Here is a 17,457-nt window from a genome sequence, read left to right as displayed (position 1 = left end):
CTCGAGGAGGAAGACGCCTATGCCTTGGTTAAAAGAGTTGACCAGAAAAGCCCTAAGGGATCTCGAACCATATAAACCTGGAAAACCTATCGAGGAATTAAAACGGGAACTGGGGCTTAAAGAAGTGATAAAGCTTTGCTCCAATGAGAATCCATGGCCTTTGCCCGATTCAGTGGCAAAAGCTGCGAATAGCGCCATAAAGGAGATCAATCGTTATCCTGACCCGGAAGCCTACCGCTTGAGGAGGGCAATTGCTAAAAAATGGGGCGTCTCGCCTGCCGAAGTGATCGTAGGGGGTGGCACGGAGGGGATCCTTTACACCCTCTTTCAAGCAATCCTCGAGGATGGAGAAGAAGTGGTGTTTCCATTTCCCACTTATCCTCTTTACGGAGTGGCCGCCCTCGCGGCCGGAGGGCGTTGCGTCAAAGTTCCCTTCGAAGATAGCTTTGCTTTCCCGATAGAAGCCCTTAAGGCCGCTTGCACAGGTAAGACAAAAGCCATGGTGTTATGCAATCCGAACAACCCAACCGGGAATTTCATACCTCGCCATGACCTATTGAATCTGGCCGCATATCTGGAATCGCAGCGGGTCCTGCTGATAGTGGATGAGGCTTATGCCGACTTCGTCGATGATCCGTCCTATCTGGCAGGCCTTGAATTATTCAGAGAAATAGGCAAAGTGGTCATCGTAAGGACGTTTTCCAAAGCCTATGGTTTGGCCGCGCTGCGCGTAGCCTTCGCTATCGCACCCACACCTGTGGTAGATTCGTATGCTAAGGTGAGAAGCGTATTTGAGGTGAACACTATAGCTCAGCGCGCAGCATTAGCGGCTTTAACAGAAGATAAATATATTGAAGAAGTGAGAGAAAAAGTTATAGAGGAACGAGGAAAACTCTTCGGCGCCCTCTCTAATATAGGCTTGCACGTCATAAACACGACTGCCAACTTCCTCTTGATCCTTCATCCCGCTTCGAATGATATCTATGATGAATTGCTGAAAGAAGGGATAATCGTACGACCAGGCAAAGATCTGGGGCTTCCCGGCTCCCTTCGTGTCAGCGTTGGCCTACCTGAGGAAAACGAGCAATTCGTCGTCGCGCTCGAAAAGGTGCTGAAACGCGTTGAGGGACAGTAAAGATTCTGCACTCACAGGCGTTTATGTCATAGCGTTCATCGGCCCAGCCGGCACTGGCAAGAGTCAGAGGGCTCAATATGTGGCTTACAAGCGAGGCGTTGATCTGATAATAGACGATGGCCTTGTCGTGAAAAAGGGGCAAATGTTATGCGGCAAAAGCGCAAAGGCCGAGCGCAACTTGGTGAGCGCCATCCGACGGGCCCTTTTTGAATTTCCGGACCATCGCAGGGAAGTAAGGGATTTCCTAAAACGAACCAAGCCAGACTCAGTGCTTATCGTAGCCACATCTGAAGGGATGGCGCGCACTATCGCCAAAAACTTGACGCTTCCAGAGCCAAAAGAGTTCATCCGCATAGAAGACGTCGCCACGCCCGAGGAAATCAACCAAGCGAGAGAGGAGCGGTTGCGAGCGAAAAGGCATGTGATACCCATTTCTCACGCTCATGTGCGCAAGAACTTCGCCGGCAAGCTCGTAAATCACATCAAGGCTTTACTCGGTTCACCTGATAATTTGGAGGAAGAGAGGACGATCGTCAATCCTCCCTTCAGCTTTTACGGTCAACTTCAGATAGATCCTAGTGTGGTTGAGCAATTGGCTGTTTATTTTGCAAAACGTACCGCCCAGGTGAAAAAAGTAGAAGAGGTGAAGGCCAAACCCGAGGAGAATGGTGTGGCCTTGAGCATTGGCGTGGTGTTGGACAAAGGACCTTCGTCATTTTTGGTAGTTGGAGAACAACTAAGGCGACGTATTGCCTCGGCGGTAGGGTATTTTACTGGCTTAGAAATAAAACGAGTTGACGTACTTATTCAGCGAGGCGATAAAAATGAGGCATGAGGATTTAATATACGCCCCAAGCATCGAAGAGAGAAAGGTCAAGAGGCTTCAAGCGTGGGAAACCTTGACCGAAGCAGTCAAGGAATGTCAAAAGTGCCCTTTATGCAACTCCAGGACGCAGAGCGTCTTTGGCGATGGGCCCATCGACACCGATTTGATGTTCATAGGAGAAGCACCGGGTGCAGATGAAGATGCACAAGGTAAACCTTTTGTAGGTAAGGCAGGACAATTGCTCAACAGGATTTTAGAGGCTGCTGGCATCGCGCGGGAAAGCATCTTCATAACTAATGTGGTCAAGTGTCGTCCGCCCAACAATCGCGTCCCTGCTGTTGAAGAGATGATGCGCTGTGATCCATACCTTCAGTCGCAGATATCTCTCATACAGCCGAAGATAATAGTCTGTCTCGGCAGTACTCCTGCCAGATGGCTATTAAAGACCACAGAAGGGATAACAAATTTAAGGGGACGTTGGTTTGAGTGGAAGGGTATAAAAGTTGTACCAATGTTTCACCCCAGCTATCTACTGAGAAATCCCTCAAACAAGACCGGCAGTCCGAAGCACTTGACATGGCTCGACATACAAAAAGTTAAGGAGGAATGGGAGAGGATGAGAACGAGATCTCCCGAAGGCGATGCCGAAAGAGGCTGATGTCATAGGCGGGCTCCCGTCTCACGTTGCCATAATTATGGACGGAAACGGGAGATGGGCCCTCAAGCGCGGCCTGCCGCGCATAATGGGGCATTACGCAGGCGTAAAGGCAATCGAGAGGACTGTGCGCGCAGCTGCAGACATCGGGATACCCCATCTTTCTCTCTATGCATTTTCAACAGAGAACTGGCGAAGGCCTCTCCCGGAAGTAAAAGGCCTGATGAACCTGTTTCGCTATTATGTAAGGAAAAAGACCAAAGAATTATGCAACGAAGGCGTGCGGCTGCGATTTGCCGGGCGCATATGGGAGCTCTCCGAGGACATCCGCAAAATCGTCAGGGAAGCGGAGAATGCAACTGCCGGCGGAGGCAGGCTCGACCTTGTCGTGTGCTTCAATTACGGAGGCAGACAAGAGCTCCTTGATGCCATAAATAGCATCGTCGAAGAGGATGGAAGAGAAGGTGCAGTGACCGAAGAAGCAATACGCAGTCATCTTTACTTGCCAGATCTGCCAGATCCGGACTTGATCATCAGGACGAGCGGCGAACATCGCCTCAGCAACTTCTGGCTTTGGCAAAGCTCTTATTCGGAATTATACTTTACATCTACTCTTTGGCCCGATTTTGGGAAAGAAGAGTTGGATTCGGCTTTAGAAGACTATGCTAAAAGGGAGAGGCGTTTCGGTGCGGTATAAATTAGACGACGAACTTTTAAAGCGCACGGCAAGCGGCTTAGTGTTGGCTGTCGCTTTTTTAAGCGGCATTTACATTGGGGGAATCTATTGGCAGCTCCTGTGTTCAGCGATTGCGCTCTTATCCCTGCGAGAGTATTATGGTATGCTCTCTATTCATTTTCATGTATCTAAAGGCATCGGGTTTGGAGCTGCAATAACGATCCTCAGCGCTACATGGTGCAGCACTCGGGCAGAGATATATCTGGTGGTCTTGGTTGTTTCTACGTTTGCCGTCTTTATATGCGAGATAATCCGTCGAGAGCTAAAAGGCCACAGCACGGCTTTGCGCAATGTGGGCGGAACAACAAGCGGTCTCCTTTATGTGGTCCTTCCCTGGTCTTTCATCATCCAGCTGAGGTTTAATCCGCTCGGTTTGATCTTGCTGCTCACGCTATTTGCGTGCACATGGAGCTGCGATGTGGCGGCCTTTTTCGCCGGCAAAAAATGGGGAAGGGCACCTCTTTCGCCAGCCGTGAGTCCCAAAAAGACATGGGAAGGTTTCTTCAGCGGCTTGCTCGGGAGCATTCTCTGCGCCACTTTTATCGCTTACGCTTTGGCCTTGCCTCCGTTTCCTTTGGTGCTTATGGGAACCTTAGTGGGAATAGCAGGCCAGTTGGGCGATTTGAGTGAGTCTCTCCTCAAAAGGGAGACAGGGGTCAAAGACAGCGGTCATCTCATACCTGGTCACGGAGGATTGCTCGACCGTTTCGACAGCATAATCTTAAGCGGCACGCTTTTTTACTTGCTGTTTGAACTTTTGCTTTGATTGTAAATCAACCGCCAGTTCTGCAATATAGTTTGATAGCTTGTAAAATAAGAGGTGAGTTTTCAGCGTGTTGATGTCAATTTTGGCATTTCTAATAGTAATAGGCATAAGCGTAATTCTGCACGAGATGGGCCATTTCTTGGCAGCCAGGAAGTGTGGAGTCCAGGTTCATGAATTTGCCTTCGGAATGGGCCCTGCCTTATATAGGCATCGCAAAGGAGAGACCATATGGTCGTTCAGGATCTTCCCTATAGGTGGGTTTGTCCGCTTGGCAGGCATGGGAGAAACGCAGGAGTGCGAGATAGACGATCCGCAGCGCAGTTTCTACCAAAAGAGCGCTGGAGCTCGCGCCCTTTTATTGGCCAGCGGGCCGCTTCTCAATGTGCTGCTGGCACTCCTCTTGTCTTCTCTTTTTCTCTGGGCTCACGGGGTCTTAGACCTGAGCCACCCGACAGTTGGCGAGGTTATGGTTGGCTTTCCTGCCGAGGAAATCGGCCTGCGGCCTGGAGACACAGTAATCCAAGTCAGTGAAGTAGAAGTTAAAACATGGGTGGAGATGTCTCAAGCTCTTCGGGAAAAGGCGAAAGAAGACGGAAAGGTCGACTTGGTGGTTCAGAGGGGCGGAGAAAAGATTCAATTTAGCGATGTAGAACTTCTCCTCGATCCACAATACGGCATTCCTCTACTTGGTATACGCCCTGCCATGATTAAATACCCGCCTCATCGCGCACTCGCCGGGGCATTCGCCTATCTCTGGCAGATGAGCAAACAAATGGTGACGGCCATTATAGGTTGGATTTCTGGGCGCCAGAAAGTCGAGGTAGCCGGTCCATTGGGCATCGCTGCGATGGCTGGAGAGGCCGTCAAAGAGGGGTGGTGGAGCTTCATCTCGTTTTTAGCCGTGATTAACCTAAATCTCGGCATTTTAAATTTAGTGCCCTTTCCTGCCCTTGATGGAGGAAGGTTGCTATTTGTGTTGATCGAAATGACAAGCAGAAAGAAAGTATCAGAACGCCTGGAGAATTATATCCACATGGTAGGCTTTGCCGTGTTAATAGGTTTAATATTGCTCGTGACATGGCAAGACGTCATGCGCTTACTCAAGTAGGGGTGCTAAAGAAATGAAAAGATGTGTCGTCGTAGGGAGTCTTGCCATAGGAGGCAAAGCTCCTATAAGGGTGGAAAGCATGCTAAAGACCCCGTTGAGCGATGGCGATTCAACTTTCAAAGAGATGAATGAGCTCGTTGACGCGGGATGTGAACTTGTGAGGGTTGCCTTTCCAGATGTCTCCCTCAAGAAAAACCTTGCCGAATGCGTATCTCGCTCTCAGATCCCAGTAATGGCCGATATTCACTTTGACCATCGCTTGGCTATTGCCGCTATAGAGGCAGGTTGTGCGGCGATACGCACAAACCCTGGAAACATGGATAGCCGATATATCAGAACAGTAGTGGAGATAGCTAAAGAGCGAGGGAGCACGATAAGGATAGGTTCGAACAGCGGCTCTGTCAACAGAAAACAGATGGAGGAGGCAAAGGGAGACAAAGCCAGGGCCCTCTTCTTGGCCGTCAAGGAGCAAGCCGATCTGCTTTTGAGCTCGGGCTTTGATAGAATCATTCTCTCCGCGAAGTCCACATCAGTCCCAATCACGGTCAGAGCCAACGCGCTGCTGGCTCAGGCCTATCCCGACCTTCCTTTTCACGTGGGCATTACAGAGGCAGGACCTGGAATGGAGGGGATCGTCAAGGGCGCAGTAGGCCTTTCTCTCCTATTGAGCCAGGGCATCGGGGACACGATTAGGGTGAGCTTGACCGGGCCATCAGTCGAAGAGGTGCGCGTGGGCTATGCCATATTGGGCGCTTTAGAATTGCGCCATAAAGGAATACAGATCATATCCTGTCCGTTGTGCGGCAGGCGGCGCGTAGACGTCACATCCCTCCTGTCCGTGATAAGACCACACCTCAAAGGACTGCCGGATGGATTGAAGGTGGCAGTCATGGGGTGCGAGGTGAACGGTCCGCGCGAGGCCCAAGAGGCAGATTTGGGGTTTGCCGGTTCCCCTCACGGGATTATAGCCTTTTCGGCCGGCAGGGTTGAGGCATATATTCCATTGGACAAAATTGACGAGGAGCTGCCCAAAATAGTGGAAGAGTGGAAGCGAAGACGAGGCATGAGTGATGAGCTATGAGTGAAGAGTGGTATATTTACGGATTACAGCTAACGGATCACGCATCACTGGGAGATGTGCATTCGTCGCTTAGCTGCATAAGGCGCGACCGCTCATCGATTACTCATTAAAGCCCGCAAAAACAAAGAACAGAGCCGAGTGATTATTGACGGCGCATCTGTAGAGGCTATAATGAACCCGCTCGACGATCTTTGAATTTGCAATCAGAGGAGGGTGTTGTGTTTAATGCTCCCACTGCCAACGTTGTATATGCTCGTAGTGGGCAAAGGTGAAGGCAAAAAGAAGCTTACCGCTTTCGACGTTGCGCTACTGGACGCAGGTATAGGTAATATGAACCTGCTTAGAGTAAGCAGTGTCTTGCCACCTGGCTGCACATTGGCAAGCCGCCTCGATATACCCGCCGGTTCTCTTTTGCCGGTGGCATACGGCTCCATCACGAGCGACGTGCCAGGAGAGAGAATCGCAGCGGCTATCGGCGTAGGCGTCCCAGAAGACCCGGCGCTGTCCGGTATGATTATGGAATTCTCCGCTTTCACTTCAGCCGATGAGGCTTCTTTAAGGGTCGAAGAGATGGTAAGGGAGGCGTTTGCCTTTCGCGGTTATCCCTTAAAGGAAGTCAAGGTTAAGGCCATTGAGCACGTGGTGAACGAATGCGGAGCCGTCATAGCGGCATGTCCGTTATTCTATGAGCGGGAGCGTTGATAACATGCAACCGATGGACAGACGAAGCCCAGATCTTTGGTATACGGAGTATCAAAAGCCAGACATGCGCTTAGGCCTCCGCATAAAGGAGATATTGGTCAACAAGCAAACCCAGTATCAGCATATCCTGGTGGTAGAAACGGCGGAATACGGAAGACTTTTGGCCCTGGACGGAGCTATTCAAATCACAGAGAGGGACGAGTTCACCTATCATGAGATGATAACCCATGTGGCTATGTGCGCTCATCCTACCCCTAAGCGGGTATTAGTGGTGGGCGGCGGGGATGGCGGCGTTGTGCGCGAGGTCATCAAACACGACTCGGTGGAGCGGGTAACGTTGGTGGATATAGACGAAGCCGTCATAGAGACGTCGCGCGCGTATTTCCCTTCGGTAAGCTGTGCCTTGGACCATCCCAAGGTTGAGATAGCGACCATGGATGCCCTGGTTTATGTGAAAGAGCACGTAGATGAGTTCAACGTCATCATCGTCGACAGCACTGATCCCGTTGATTTTGCTGCCGGGCTCTACGAGAAATCTTTTTTTGCCACTGCCGCCAACGCACTCAAAAGCGATGGAATAATAGTAGCTCAGACCGAGTCCCCTTTTGCCGAGCCAGAGATCGTCTCCTCCACGTTTTTAGCCCTCCGCGAAGTCTTCCCTATATCGTTTCTGTATTGGGGGGCTGTCCCTACGTACCCCACCGGACTGTGGACCTATGCCATAGGTTCGAAGCTTTACGATCCCAGAGAGACAAGGAGTTCTGCACCGCTTGATGTGCGTTACTATACGAAGGATCTGCACCACTCTGCTTTTATCCTGCCGAAATTCTTGAAAGATTTAATTGGAAGAGATGCTAAGATGCAGACAAAGGAAAAGGCATGCCACGCTACATAGGAAGCGACCACAACTTATCTCGGGCACGGTGGGTTATCGCAGGCGCGCCCATGGATGCCACGGCTTCGCGCGTAGGCGGGAGTCGGCTTGGACCTGGAGCAATAAGGGCGGAGTCGCTACATCTCGAGTCGTTTAGCCTTTATCATCTCAAAGATGTCGCCGACGTCCCTTTCTACGACGTGGGTGATCTTGCTTTACCGCCAGGAGATGCGGACCGAGCCATGGGCATTATAGAGACCACAAGCCGCAAGTTCATCGAGCTAAAAAAGAGGGTCCTGTTGCTCGGAGGCGATCATCTGGTATCTTACGGTGCCATAAAGGCGGCGTCTTGCGCCTGGCCTCACCTACGAGTGGTTCACTTGGATGCCCATGCCGACTTGAGAGATCGTTGGATGGGAAGCCGCTTCAGTCACGCCACGGTGATGAGACGAGCAGCAGAAGGTTGCCTCGAGGGGACGAAGAGGCTTTATCAGTTTGGGATCCGCTCGTGCTCAGCCGAAGAATACGACTGGGGCATGAATCACACCCATCTTTTTCCCTTCAATCTGACGAAAATTGAAGATTGCTTGGATGAACTCAGCGGCGTTCCAGTATACATTTCCATAGACATAGACGTGGTAGATCCTTCTGCCGCTCCGGGAACGGGCACGCCAGAACCTGGGGGCATAACTCCGGATGAACTCCTCAGGGCGCTTGAAGCGATGAAGGGTTTAGATGTAGTAGGAATTGATCTGGTGGAGGTGTCGCCGCCTCAAGACATAAACGGCATCACCGCCGCACTGGCCGCTAAAGTAATCAGGGAAGCGCTCATTCTATGGGGTTGATGAGAGGCGCTAAAAGCGATGGAGGGGAGCAAAATGGCAAAAAATCTGAAAGGTAGACATATGTTGACGCTGAGGGATTATTCCTCAGACGAGATTCACTTTATTCTCAACCTATCCGAAAGCCTTAAATCTAAGAGAAGGTCCGGTGTAAGGGGTAATTTGTTATCCGAAAAGAACGTAGCGCTCATATTTGAAAAGCCTTCTACGCGGACGAGGTGTGCGTTTACTGTCGCCTGTCTTGAGGAAGGAGGGCATGCTGAATATCTTGGCAAAGATGACATCCATTTGGGCTATAAAGAAGACGTCAAAGATACCGCTCGAGTATTGGGAAGAATGTTCGATGGCATCCAGTTCAGAGGATTCAAACAGGCCACATTGGAAGAGCTCGCCGCCTATGCTGGAGTACCGGTGTGGAACGGCCTCACCGATGAATACCACCCGACCCAGGCCTTGGCCGATCTCTTGACGCTCAAGGAAAACTTCGGCAGCCTCTGCGGTCTCAAGCTCACATATGTGGGCGATGGGCGCAACAACGTAGCTAAATCGCTGATGATAGGGGCATCAAAGGTGGGCATAAACTACGTCATCGCTTCGCCCAGCTCCCTTTTCCCGCCCGAAGAACTCGTCCTTGAGTGTTGCGCCAATGCAGAAATAAGCGGCGGATCCGTTGAAATAATGGAAGATCCTAAAGAAGCAGTCAAAGGAGCTCATGCCATCTATACAGACGTGTGGGCTTCCATGGGCGAGGAGGATAAACTCAAGGACAGAATAGCCCTCTTGCGCCCATATCAGGTAAACTTGGAACTCATGTCCGCTACCGGCTTGAGGGAGTCGATCTTTCTTCACTGCCTGCCAGCTGTTAAGGGCAACGAGGTGACCGAGGAGGTCTTCGAATCGGCTCAGTCCAAAGTGTTCGATGAGGCAGAGAATCGACTACACACTATAAAGGCCGTGATGGTGGCCACTATCGGCAATGTATGAAGTGGGGCAATAGGTAAAATGGATAGGGAAATCAGACGTTTTCGCTGCGCAAATTGTGGGAAGGAGTTCGCAACAGAAGGTGAATCGATCAAGTGTCCCCACTGCCGTGGCAAAGTGCTGACTTTAATTGAGGGTTCATCGCTCCGCAGGGGCAGCTGCCTCTCTTCAGGTTCGACCTGAGGCATATGAACGGCGACAGTTCGTCGTCTTCTATAGCGGCGAAGTTATTACTGGATGCGTCTCTTCTATGCCTTTGAGAGAAGAGAGGCTTGTGATGAACCGTCTCATCTCTTCAACCTCTCCGCGCAGGACTATCACCTCGAGGCAACGCCTGGGGTCTATGTGCACATGCGTCGTGCAGATTATGACGCGACTGAAGTGGTGTTGAAGTTCGGTAAGAGAGCTAACGGCATCGTTACGGTGGTGGTCGTATATTATCGTGACAGTGCCGAATACTTCACCGCTCCTTTCTTCCCACTGAGATTGGGCGATATAGCTTCGTATGATCTGGCGCACCGCCTCGGAGCGATTGTGCATGCCCAACCTCGAAAGCCAGCGATCGAACTCCTCAAGCAGCTGCTCTGGGACCGAAACGCTGAAGCGGACCAAGTCTTCCATGATAAGACCTCCTCCTACTATCTATAAATTATGAACTCAAAAGGCATTTTACCTCAAGGAGGAAACAATGAGGGGAATAAAAGAGCTTTTGGTGAGTTTGGCGGGATCAGATGCGCCCTGGAATGTGAAAAGCCTCGAAGCGTCTCTCGATATGGCTCCTGCCGCCGACATAGTCATATTACCCTTTGCCGTTTCCCTTGAAGCAAAAGATGTTGATCTTATAGAAACGTCGAAGCGTTGGGCTAAGGATAAGGCGAAGTGGGCGATCTTAGGTCCCATCGCTAAGGCCAGCGGTACCAAGGTGTTTAATCATCTCTATGTGATAAACGACGGCGGAGGCTTAGAGGCACTTTGCGAAAGGCCAAACAAGATCGCCTCCTTTTTCTCGTATAGGGGACTCCTCATAGGATGCATTACTTGCGAGGAGTTGCTTTCGCCTGAAAACGTCAGCATTGCAGCTCGCGGCGGCGCAAGAGTGTTATTCGCCATCGGCAAAAGGCCTTCCATAGGCCCAGAGGCCTTCGAAGCCTTGGTGCGAGTGAGGGCTTTGGAAAATGCCGCCTTCCTCTTGGCCTCTTATGGAGATTCCTTTTGGGCTTTCTCGCCTGGCGGCGAAGCGATCTGCGAGACGGATGCCCGTACGATCTCTTTGGCAAAGCTTGACCATCTTATGGCGAGGCGAATGCACAAACCCTCTTATGCCGTCGGACGCTCGTGAGCGGTTGTGTTAAAATATTGAAATTAACTGGGTTGCTCAACCATTGCCCGAACGAGGAGGCGTCATCTTTTGTATCGTGACCCCGAGGTTATAGTCGAGAGAATCGAAAGCTGGCTCAAAGAGCAGATCGTCGCTGCCGGGGCTAAAGGCGGCGTCGTAGGTATAAGCGGTGGCGTGGACAGCGCAGTAGTGGCGGTTTTATTGAAGCGGGTCTTTGGGGGTAATATGCTTTCCGTGATCATGCCGTGCGAAAGCTTGCATAGCGATGTGGAACATGCCGAATTGCTCGCCCGCACTTTTAAGCTGCCATGCATAACGGTAGATTTAGGGCCTGCCTTTAAAGGTCTGCTATCCGCGCTTCCATCCGATATGAATATAATTCCCGTGGCGAGGGCCAACATAAAGCCGAGGTTGCGCATGACGACCCTTTATCTGCTCGGCCAACAACATGGATACTTGGTGTGCGGCACCGGGAACAAAGTCGAGATAACAGTTGGTTATTTTACCAAATATGGCGATGGCGGAGTCGATCTGCTTCCTCTGGGAGATCTGCTCAAAGGAGAGGTCAGAAACGTCGCCAAGCTTTTGGGAGTACCGGAAGAAATCGTGAACAAAGCCCCCTCGGCAGGGCTGTGGGAGGGGCAAACTGACGAAGGTGAAATGGGTTTCACTTATGACGCTTTAGATCGCTATCTAGCATTGGGAGAAGGGGATGAAAGGGTAGCTAAATTCGTCGAGGGAGCTCGTAGGAGGACGGAGCACAAGCGCCTTCCGCCCCCAATTTGTCAGATCGGTTAAGCTTATTAAGAGGTGACGAGAGATGTCAGGTCATTCCAAGTGGGCTAATATCAAGTATCGCAAAGCAACTCAAGATGCAAAAAGGGGCAAGCTCTTTCAGAAGCTCGTCCGGGCTATAATCGTGGCGGCAAGAGAGGGCGGCGGAGACCCGTCTATGAACATTCGCCTCAAGACCGCCATTGAAAGGGCGAGAGAGGCTAACGTGCCGATGGATAATATAGAACGCGCCATCAAGCGCGGCACCGGCGAGTTGGAAGGAGTTCAGTATGAGGAGGTCTTCTACGAAGGTTACGGCCCTTGTGGAGTAGCCATTTTAGTGGAGGCGTTGACGGACAATCGCAACAAGACCGCCTCTGAAATGCGCACGCTCTTCAGCAGAAACGGGGGCTCCCTTGGCGAGGCAGGGTGTGTGTCCTGGATATTCGAACGCCGTGGGATGATCCGTATAACCGGCGAAGGGCTCGACGAAGACGAGCTTTTGTCTGCAGCGCTCGAGGCAGGAGCAGATGACGTGAAGAATGAAGACGGGGAGTTCGTCGTATATTGCGACCCCGCCGTATTCAGCAAAGTTAAAGGTGCCCTTGAGGGGCATGGGTTTGCCGTAAGTGGGGCCGAGGTTGGAATGGTGCCCAAATCCACGGTCTCCATCTCAGACAAAGACGACGCACATAAAGTCGTGAGGCTTTTAAACCTTTTGGAGGATCATGACGACGTGCAAAATGTCTATGCCAATTTCGATATCCCAGATGAGATCCTGGAAGAAGTCTCCGGCGTTTGAGAACCCGTGTCGCTGCATGGGGATCGATCCGGGCATAGGTCGCCTGGGATTCGGCGTGATAGAATGTGACGGCTCGCGTTGTGGATTGATGACGAGTGGTTGCATAGAAACGGATTCGTCTTCATCAACCGCTCATAGGCTTCAACAAATATATGAAGAACTGAAGGAACAGGTAGAGAGTTTCTCGCCACAATTGGTCGCCGTAGAAAGGCTCTTTTTCGGCAGAAATACGACCACGGCCGAGCTCGTATGGCAAGCGAGAGGGGTGGTCTTATTGTTGGCGGCTCAAGAGAACCTTCCGCTAGTCGAGCCGAAGCCTGCGGAGGTCAAAAATGCCATATGCGGCTATGGGAGGGCGCCAAAAGACCAGGTCCAAAGGATGGTCGCCGCCATGTTGGGGCTTGATACAGTCCCTACCCCTGATGATGTTGCCGATGCCTTGGCCTGTGCTGTTACAGCTTTGGTCATGGTCGGGGCTATGTCATAAGGCGAGGTTGAAAAGACATGTTGAGGTTTCTTCGTGGAGAGATAGCATCGATTGGTTCGGATTGCTTGACGCTCGATGTGAGCGGCATGGGATTTGAGATAACCTGTACCAGGTCGGCCTTAAAGGGGCACAAAGTGGGAGATCTCATTAAAATCCCCGTGTTTTTGCACGTGAGCGATGGAGGTTTATCCCTCTATGGCTTTTGCGATGAATTAGAAAGGGATCTCTTCTTCGCTTTGAGGCGGGTTAAAGGCGTCGGCAATAGATTAGCGCTCTCGATGTTGTGTTCCCTTCCCCCTCAGAGGCTGATCCGAGCGATATCCTCGGGCGCGACCGACGAACTCATCGCAGCGCCTGGTGTAGGCAAACGCATGGCGGAGCGCATATGTTTCGAGTTAAAAGGGGGATTAGGGGGGTTTTCTTCTGCTCTTTCCGAGCCGCTTACGGAAGGCGAAAACGCGATCGAAAAGAGCGTTATCGAGGCACTCAAGGTCTTGGGATTCAGCGACAGGGAGGTCTTTTTTGCGCTTGAGCGCACCAAGGGCAAAGAGGCAATATCTGACGAAGCTCGGCTTTTACAGGCTGCTTTAAGAGAATTGCAAGACAGTCAACTGGTGGTGTCGAATGGAACCGGACAAGAAACGCCTGATTAGCCTTTCTCCAATTGAAGAGGACGAAGAAATACCATCCCTTCGCCCTCGCTCTCTGGAGGAATTCGTGGGGCAAACAGAGATAGTGAAGAAACTTTGCATATACGTCCGCGCTGCAGTTGAGCGCGACGAGCCCCTTGATCATGTCCTCCTATATGGTCCACCTGGCCTTGGGAAGACCACTTTAGCCAGTATAATCGCCAGGGAAATGAAAGGAGAGCTTAGGATGACATCCGGCCCGGCCTTAGAGAGAGCCGGGGACTTGGCTGCAATCCTCTCGAATCTCAGGCCCCATGACGTCCTTTTCATAGATGAGATTCACCGCCTCCCCCCGCAGGTCGAAGAGATACTCTATCCAGCCATGGAAGACTTTTCTATAAATATCGTAGTAGGCAAGGGTACGATGGCTCGCAACCTGCGGCTCAAGCTCCCCCCTTTTACCCTCGTGGGGGCAACTACACGATTGGGCCTTCTTACATCTCCTCTGAGAGGGCGTTTCGGCATCGTGGAGCAGCTTTCTTTTTACGCGCCGGAGGAATTGGCCTCGATCGTCCGGCGTGGTGCAGTTATCTTAGGGGTGAAGATTGAAGAGGGGGGTGCTTATGAAGTAGGACGGCGCGCTCGCGGCACGCCAAGGGTAGCCTTGAGGCTTTTGAAGAGAGTGCGCGATATCGCTCAAGTGCGAGGACATGATTATATAGACGAGGAATTGGCCAGATTGGCGCTGAGCATGATGGGCGTGGACGAAGAGGGGTTAGACGAAAGAGACAGGCGCTTTTTGCGCGCCTTAGTGGAGCTCTTCGACGGCGGCCCTGCTGGACTTTCCACACTCGCAGCTGCCCTAAACGAGGAAGCGCAGACAATTGAAGACATCTATGAGCCATACCTTATACAAAAAGGATATATCGAACGCACACCGAGAGGGAGAAGGGCAACCCAAAAGGCTTTTGCATACTTGGGACGACCTTGTCCCTGGACCAACTATCGGCAGGTAAAGTTAATACCTGAGGAGTGATCTGCGTGGGCGATTTTGCCAAATTCCTTATATTCTTAGGGTGCAGCATTGCGGCAATAGGGGTTATATTGCTCGTCTTAGGAAAGGTGCCGTTGCCTTTCGGTAAGCTTCCCGGAGATATCACAATCCATAAGAAAAACGTCGTCATATTTGCCCCTATCACTACGATGATAGTGGTGAGTTTGATCTTAACCGTGCTACTCAATCTTTTTGCGAGGTGGTTTAAGTGACATCCAGAAAGCTAAATTTATTTATCGCTAAAGAGTTAGCATGCACGGCTTTGATGGTCTTTATTTTGTCGACCTGCACCGTTACGGCCCAAGGGGCGCAGGTAGACATATCTATAGGCTTAGAATCAGGCATCACGGCGGGCACCATAAGCTCGTCTGGCGCCATAACTGCCATTGATGCCTCCGGCAGAAGGGTTAACCTCGGGAAAAGCGTTGACTTTCGCGCAGAAAGCGGCCTTCGCACTTTGATTATGGGAAAGACCAAGGCTAATTTACCGGTAACGTTTACAAGCTCACGCTACCTTTCATGGAAAGGCAGGCCCTACAGAGGCCTTTTAAGGTTGGTTCCAAGTGCAGGTGGCCTCGCCGTAGTCAACGTTTTGCCGGTAGAAGATTACCTTAAGGGTGTCCTCAAGATGGAAGTCAACCCAGCCTGGCCCATGGAAGCGTTGAAGGCCCAAGCTATAGTGGCCAGAACGTATGCCATAAAACACCGCGGGCGCCATAAAAGCGAAGGTTTTGATCTGTGTGCTTTGCCTCACTGTCAGGTCTATAGAGGGGTCAACGCTGAGGATCCCAAGCTAGATCAAGCCATAAAAGCGACGAGTGGTATGGTTATCACATATCAAGGTAATCTCGCACTCGTGTTTTATCATGCCGACAGCGGCGGCTATACTGCCGATGTAAAAGACGTATGGGGAGGGTCTTATCCCTATCTAAGACCAATCGCTGAGCCATTCTCTTACCAATCTCCTTATAGCCAATGGAGCCTTTCGCTTTCCCTGAAAGAGATAGAAAACAGGCTTCGCAGGGCAGGTTTTGACGTGGGGGCGCTTTTGGATCTGCAGTTTGAAAACACAAGCCCGGGCGGCCGCGTGAACAGCGTAATACTCAACGGTTCTATGGGCACTCAAAAAGTAAGCGGGCATGCCTTTCGCATGGCGATTGGGCCAAATGAGTTGAGGAGTACCGCGTTCTCCGTCGACGGCATCCAACCTAAAGCGGTGGCCACAAATCCGACATCACCGTCCACGACTCCACCGAACGCCTCCTCAAATGTGGGCGAGAACACGCTAATCGCTCTGACCAAACAGGGATGCTTCACCCCCGATGAGCTTATTGATATGCTCATGCACCCGGAGAAGCGCCAACATTATGTGCAAAAGGCGCTCTCCAAGAGAAAAAGCCCCATTCTTCCCTCCATTCCTGCCCCTACGGTTGCTCCTGCGCCAATGCGCACTGCTGAGGGAATTGTGCGCTTTTACGGCAGGGGATGGGGGCATGGCGTAGGCATGTCTCAGTGGGGAGCAAAGGCGATGGCAGAGCAAGGGTGGAGCGCGAGGCAGATTTTAAACCATTATTACCCTAATACCGAGATTTCGAAGCTCTATTGAAGCGGCACGAAGGAATGGCAATTCTCGATCTGTATAAAACGGAATCGTACGATTACTTCCTCCCTGAGGAGCTCATAGCCCAATCTCCTATAGAGCCTAGGGATGCCTCACGCCTCATGGTATTGCATCGCGATGAGGGCACAATTGAACATCGCCGCTTCCGAGACATTGTGGAATATTTGAGCCCTGGAGATCTTTTAGTAGCGAACGATACGCGCGTCATTCCAGCCCGCCTTCGCGGAAAGAAGGGATCAGGGGGAGAAGTAGAGATTTTTTTGCTCGCTCCGCTCGACGAGGAATCTAAAAAATGGAAAGCCCTCGTGAGGCCCGGGCGAAGGTTAAGGGCGGGTCAGCTGATTTTTCTGGACTGTGGTATTCGTGTAGTTGTAGAATCAGATCTGCCAGAGGGCATAAGAGTCGTTTCTTTTCCGGACGAAATCGACGTAAGGGCCCTTCTTGAAGAATTCGGAGAGGTTCCGCTCCCACCTTATATCCGCAAAAAAGACCTGCCATTTGAGCGTTACCAGACAGTGTTCGCCAAAAACGACGGTTCGGTAGCAGCCCCGACGGCTGGCCTCCACTTTACGGAGGCCCTAATGGCGTCGCTAAGCCAAAAAGGGGTCATTTTGGCGTGGATAACGCTGCACGTTGGACTTGGCACATTTCGTCCGGTAAATGTGACCGACATCAAAGAACATACGATGCACTCTGAACGTTACGTGGTTCCTTCCCAAGTGGCCGAGCAGATCGCCAAAACCAAAAGCAAAGGCAGGCGAGTGGTTGCCGTAGGCACGACAGTGGTGCGATGTCTCGAGTCTGCAGCCCTCGAAAACGGTTCTGTGAAGTACGGTCCGGGCATCGCAAGCCTTTTCATATATCCTGGATTTCAATTTCGTGTCGTCGATGCACTCATAACAAACTTTCACCTGCCGAAGAGCACCCTTCTGATGCTCGTGGCAGCTTTTGCAGGCTATGAGAATATAATAAAAGCATATCAAATTGCAATTAAGGAGCAATACCGCTTCTTCTCGTTTGGCGACGCGATGCTAATTCTGTGAGG

21 protein-coding genes are annotated in these 17,457 nt (G+C 51.4%); 20 read left to right on the top strand and 1 reads right to left on the bottom strand.

Translation table 11 applies throughout. The annotated features are described in order from the left end of the window. Positions 1-19: 19 nt before the first annotated feature. The 11 genes from hisC to argF all read left to right on the top strand — a co-directional run bounded on the left by hisC (position 20) and on the right by argF (position 9,709). Entirely contained in the window at positions 20-1,135 is a 1,116-nt protein-coding gene (gene hisC, locus EZM41_RS10400; protein ID WP_198471019.1) for a histidinol-phosphate transaminase, read from the top strand. Continuing rightward, positions 1,122-1,970, top strand: coding sequence for a hypothetical protein (locus tag EZM41_RS10395; protein WP_198471018.1), 849 nt, complete (start codon positions 1,122-1,124; stop codon positions 1,968-1,970). The genes hisC and EZM41_RS10395 overlap by 14 nt, the downstream gene beginning before the upstream one ends. Next, on the top strand, positions 1,960-2,619 hold the full coding sequence (locus tag EZM41_RS10390; protein ID WP_198471017.1) for a uracil-DNA glycosylase: 660 nt from the start codon (positions 1,960-1,962) through the stop codon (positions 2,617-2,619). The genes EZM41_RS10395 and EZM41_RS10390 overlap by 11 nt, the downstream gene beginning before the upstream one ends. Next, positions 2,603-3,313, top strand: coding sequence for a polyprenyl diphosphate synthase (uppS, locus tag EZM41_RS10385; protein WP_198471016.1), 711 nt, complete (start codon positions 2,603-2,605; stop codon positions 3,311-3,313). Before EZM41_RS10390 ends, uppS begins: the two co-directional genes overlap by 17 nt. After that, positions 3,303-4,118 (top strand): phosphatidate cytidylyltransferase, encoded by an 816-nt coding sequence (locus EZM41_RS10380; protein WP_342449293.1) that lies wholly within the window; start codon positions 3,303-3,305, stop codon positions 4,116-4,118. Before uppS ends, EZM41_RS10380 begins: the two co-directional genes overlap by 11 nt. A 73-nt stretch (positions 4,119-4,191) precedes the next feature. Beyond that, positions 4,192-5,226 (top strand): M50 family metallopeptidase, encoded by a 1,035-nt coding sequence (locus tag EZM41_RS10375; RefSeq protein WP_342449303.1) that lies wholly within the window; start codon positions 4,192-4,194, stop codon positions 5,224-5,226. Between the two features lie 13 nt (positions 5,227-5,239). Then, a complete protein-coding gene (gene ispG, locus EZM41_RS10370; RefSeq protein ID WP_198471014.1) occupies positions 5,240-6,307 on the top strand; it encodes a flavodoxin-dependent (E)-4-hydroxy-3-methylbut-2-enyl-diphosphate synthase in 1,068 nt (355 codons plus the stop codon). Between the two features lie 225 nt (positions 6,308-6,532). Continuing rightward, a complete protein-coding gene (locus tag EZM41_RS10365) occupies positions 6,533-7,009 on the top strand; it encodes a pyruvoyl-dependent arginine decarboxylase (RefSeq protein ID WP_198471013.1) in 477 nt (158 codons plus the stop codon). 4 nt (positions 7,010-7,013) lie between these two features. After that, entirely contained in the window at positions 7,014-7,904 is an 891-nt protein-coding gene (gene speE / locus EZM41_RS10360) for a polyamine aminopropyltransferase (RefSeq protein WP_198471012.1), read from the top strand. Then, entirely contained in the window at positions 7,889-8,728 is an 840-nt protein-coding gene (gene speB / locus EZM41_RS10355; protein WP_198471011.1) for an agmatinase, read from the top strand. Before speE ends, speB begins: the two co-directional genes overlap by 16 nt. Positions 8,729-8,761: 33 nt before the next feature. Beyond that, positions 8,762-9,709: an ornithine carbamoyltransferase gene (gene argF, locus EZM41_RS10350; RefSeq protein ID WP_198471010.1), complete on the top strand. Its 948-nt coding sequence runs from the start codon at positions 8,762-8,764 to the stop codon at positions 9,707-9,709. A 210-nt stretch (positions 9,710-9,919) separates the two neighbouring features. Here argF and nikR read toward each other — a convergent pair whose 3' ends face one another. Beyond that, positions 9,920-10,327: a nickel-responsive transcriptional regulator NikR gene (gene nikR / locus EZM41_RS10345; RefSeq protein WP_198471009.1), complete on the bottom strand. Its 408-nt coding sequence runs from the start codon at positions 10,325-10,327 to the stop codon at positions 9,920-9,922. 67 nt (positions 10,328-10,394) lie between these two features. Between nikR and EZM41_RS10340 the strand changes: the two genes are divergently transcribed. The 9 genes from EZM41_RS10340 (at position 10,395) to queA (ending at position 17,455) form a co-directional block, all read left to right on the top strand. Next, on the top strand, positions 10,395-11,045 hold the full coding sequence (locus tag EZM41_RS10340; RefSeq protein ID WP_198471008.1) for a nitrilase-related carbon-nitrogen hydrolase: 651 nt from the start codon (positions 10,395-10,397) through the stop codon (positions 11,043-11,045). A 69-nt stretch (positions 11,046-11,114) separates the two neighbouring features. Continuing rightward, positions 11,115-11,843, top strand: coding sequence for an NAD(+) synthase (gene nadE / locus EZM41_RS10335; protein WP_198471007.1), 729 nt, complete (start codon positions 11,115-11,117; stop codon positions 11,841-11,843). A gap of 22 nt (positions 11,844-11,865) precedes the next feature. Then, complete coding sequence (locus EZM41_RS10330; protein WP_198471006.1) at positions 11,866-12,621, top strand: YebC/PmpR family DNA-binding transcriptional regulator; 756 nt, start codon at positions 11,866-11,868, stop codon at positions 12,619-12,621. Then, positions 12,548-13,108: a crossover junction endodeoxyribonuclease RuvC gene (gene ruvC, locus EZM41_RS10325; protein ID WP_232619290.1), complete on the top strand. Its 561-nt coding sequence runs from the start codon at positions 12,548-12,550 to the stop codon at positions 13,106-13,108. Before EZM41_RS10330 ends, ruvC begins: the two co-directional genes overlap by 74 nt. A 17-nt stretch (positions 13,109-13,125) precedes the next feature. Then, the gene (ruvA, locus tag EZM41_RS10320; protein ID WP_198471005.1) at positions 13,126-13,761 is read left to right on the top strand and encodes a Holliday junction branch migration protein RuvA; all 636 of its coding nucleotides are present in this window, start codon (positions 13,126-13,128) and stop codon (positions 13,759-13,761) included. Further along, on the top strand, positions 13,733-14,773 hold the full coding sequence (ruvB, locus tag EZM41_RS10315; protein ID WP_198471004.1) for a Holliday junction branch migration DNA helicase RuvB: 1,041 nt from the start codon (positions 13,733-13,735) through the stop codon (positions 14,771-14,773). The genes ruvA and ruvB overlap by 29 nt, the downstream gene beginning before the upstream one ends. A 5-nt stretch (positions 14,774-14,778) precedes the next feature. Next, positions 14,779-15,003 (top strand): DUF2905 family protein, encoded by a 225-nt coding sequence (locus EZM41_RS10310; protein WP_198471003.1) that lies wholly within the window; start codon positions 14,779-14,781, stop codon positions 15,001-15,003. After that, positions 15,000-16,397: a SpoIID/LytB domain-containing protein gene (locus EZM41_RS10305; protein WP_198471002.1), complete on the top strand. Its 1,398-nt coding sequence runs from the start codon at positions 15,000-15,002 to the stop codon at positions 16,395-16,397. The genes EZM41_RS10310 and EZM41_RS10305 overlap by 4 nt, the downstream gene beginning before the upstream one ends. Positions 16,398-16,411: 14 nt before the next feature. Further along, positions 16,412-17,455, top strand: coding sequence for a tRNA preQ1(34) S-adenosylmethionine ribosyltransferase-isomerase QueA (queA, locus tag EZM41_RS10300; RefSeq protein WP_198471001.1), 1,044 nt, complete (start codon positions 16,412-16,414; stop codon positions 17,453-17,455). The last annotated feature ends 2 nt before the right edge of the window (positions 17,456-17,457 follow it).

Origin of the sequence: Acetomicrobium sp. S15 = DSM 107314 (assembly GCF_016125955.1) — a bacterium.
Classification (GTDB): domain Bacteria; phylum Synergistota; class Synergistia; order Synergistales; family Thermosynergistaceae; genus Thermosynergistes; species Thermosynergistes pyruvativorans.
This window is presented reverse-complemented; position numbering and strand designations above follow the sequence as displayed.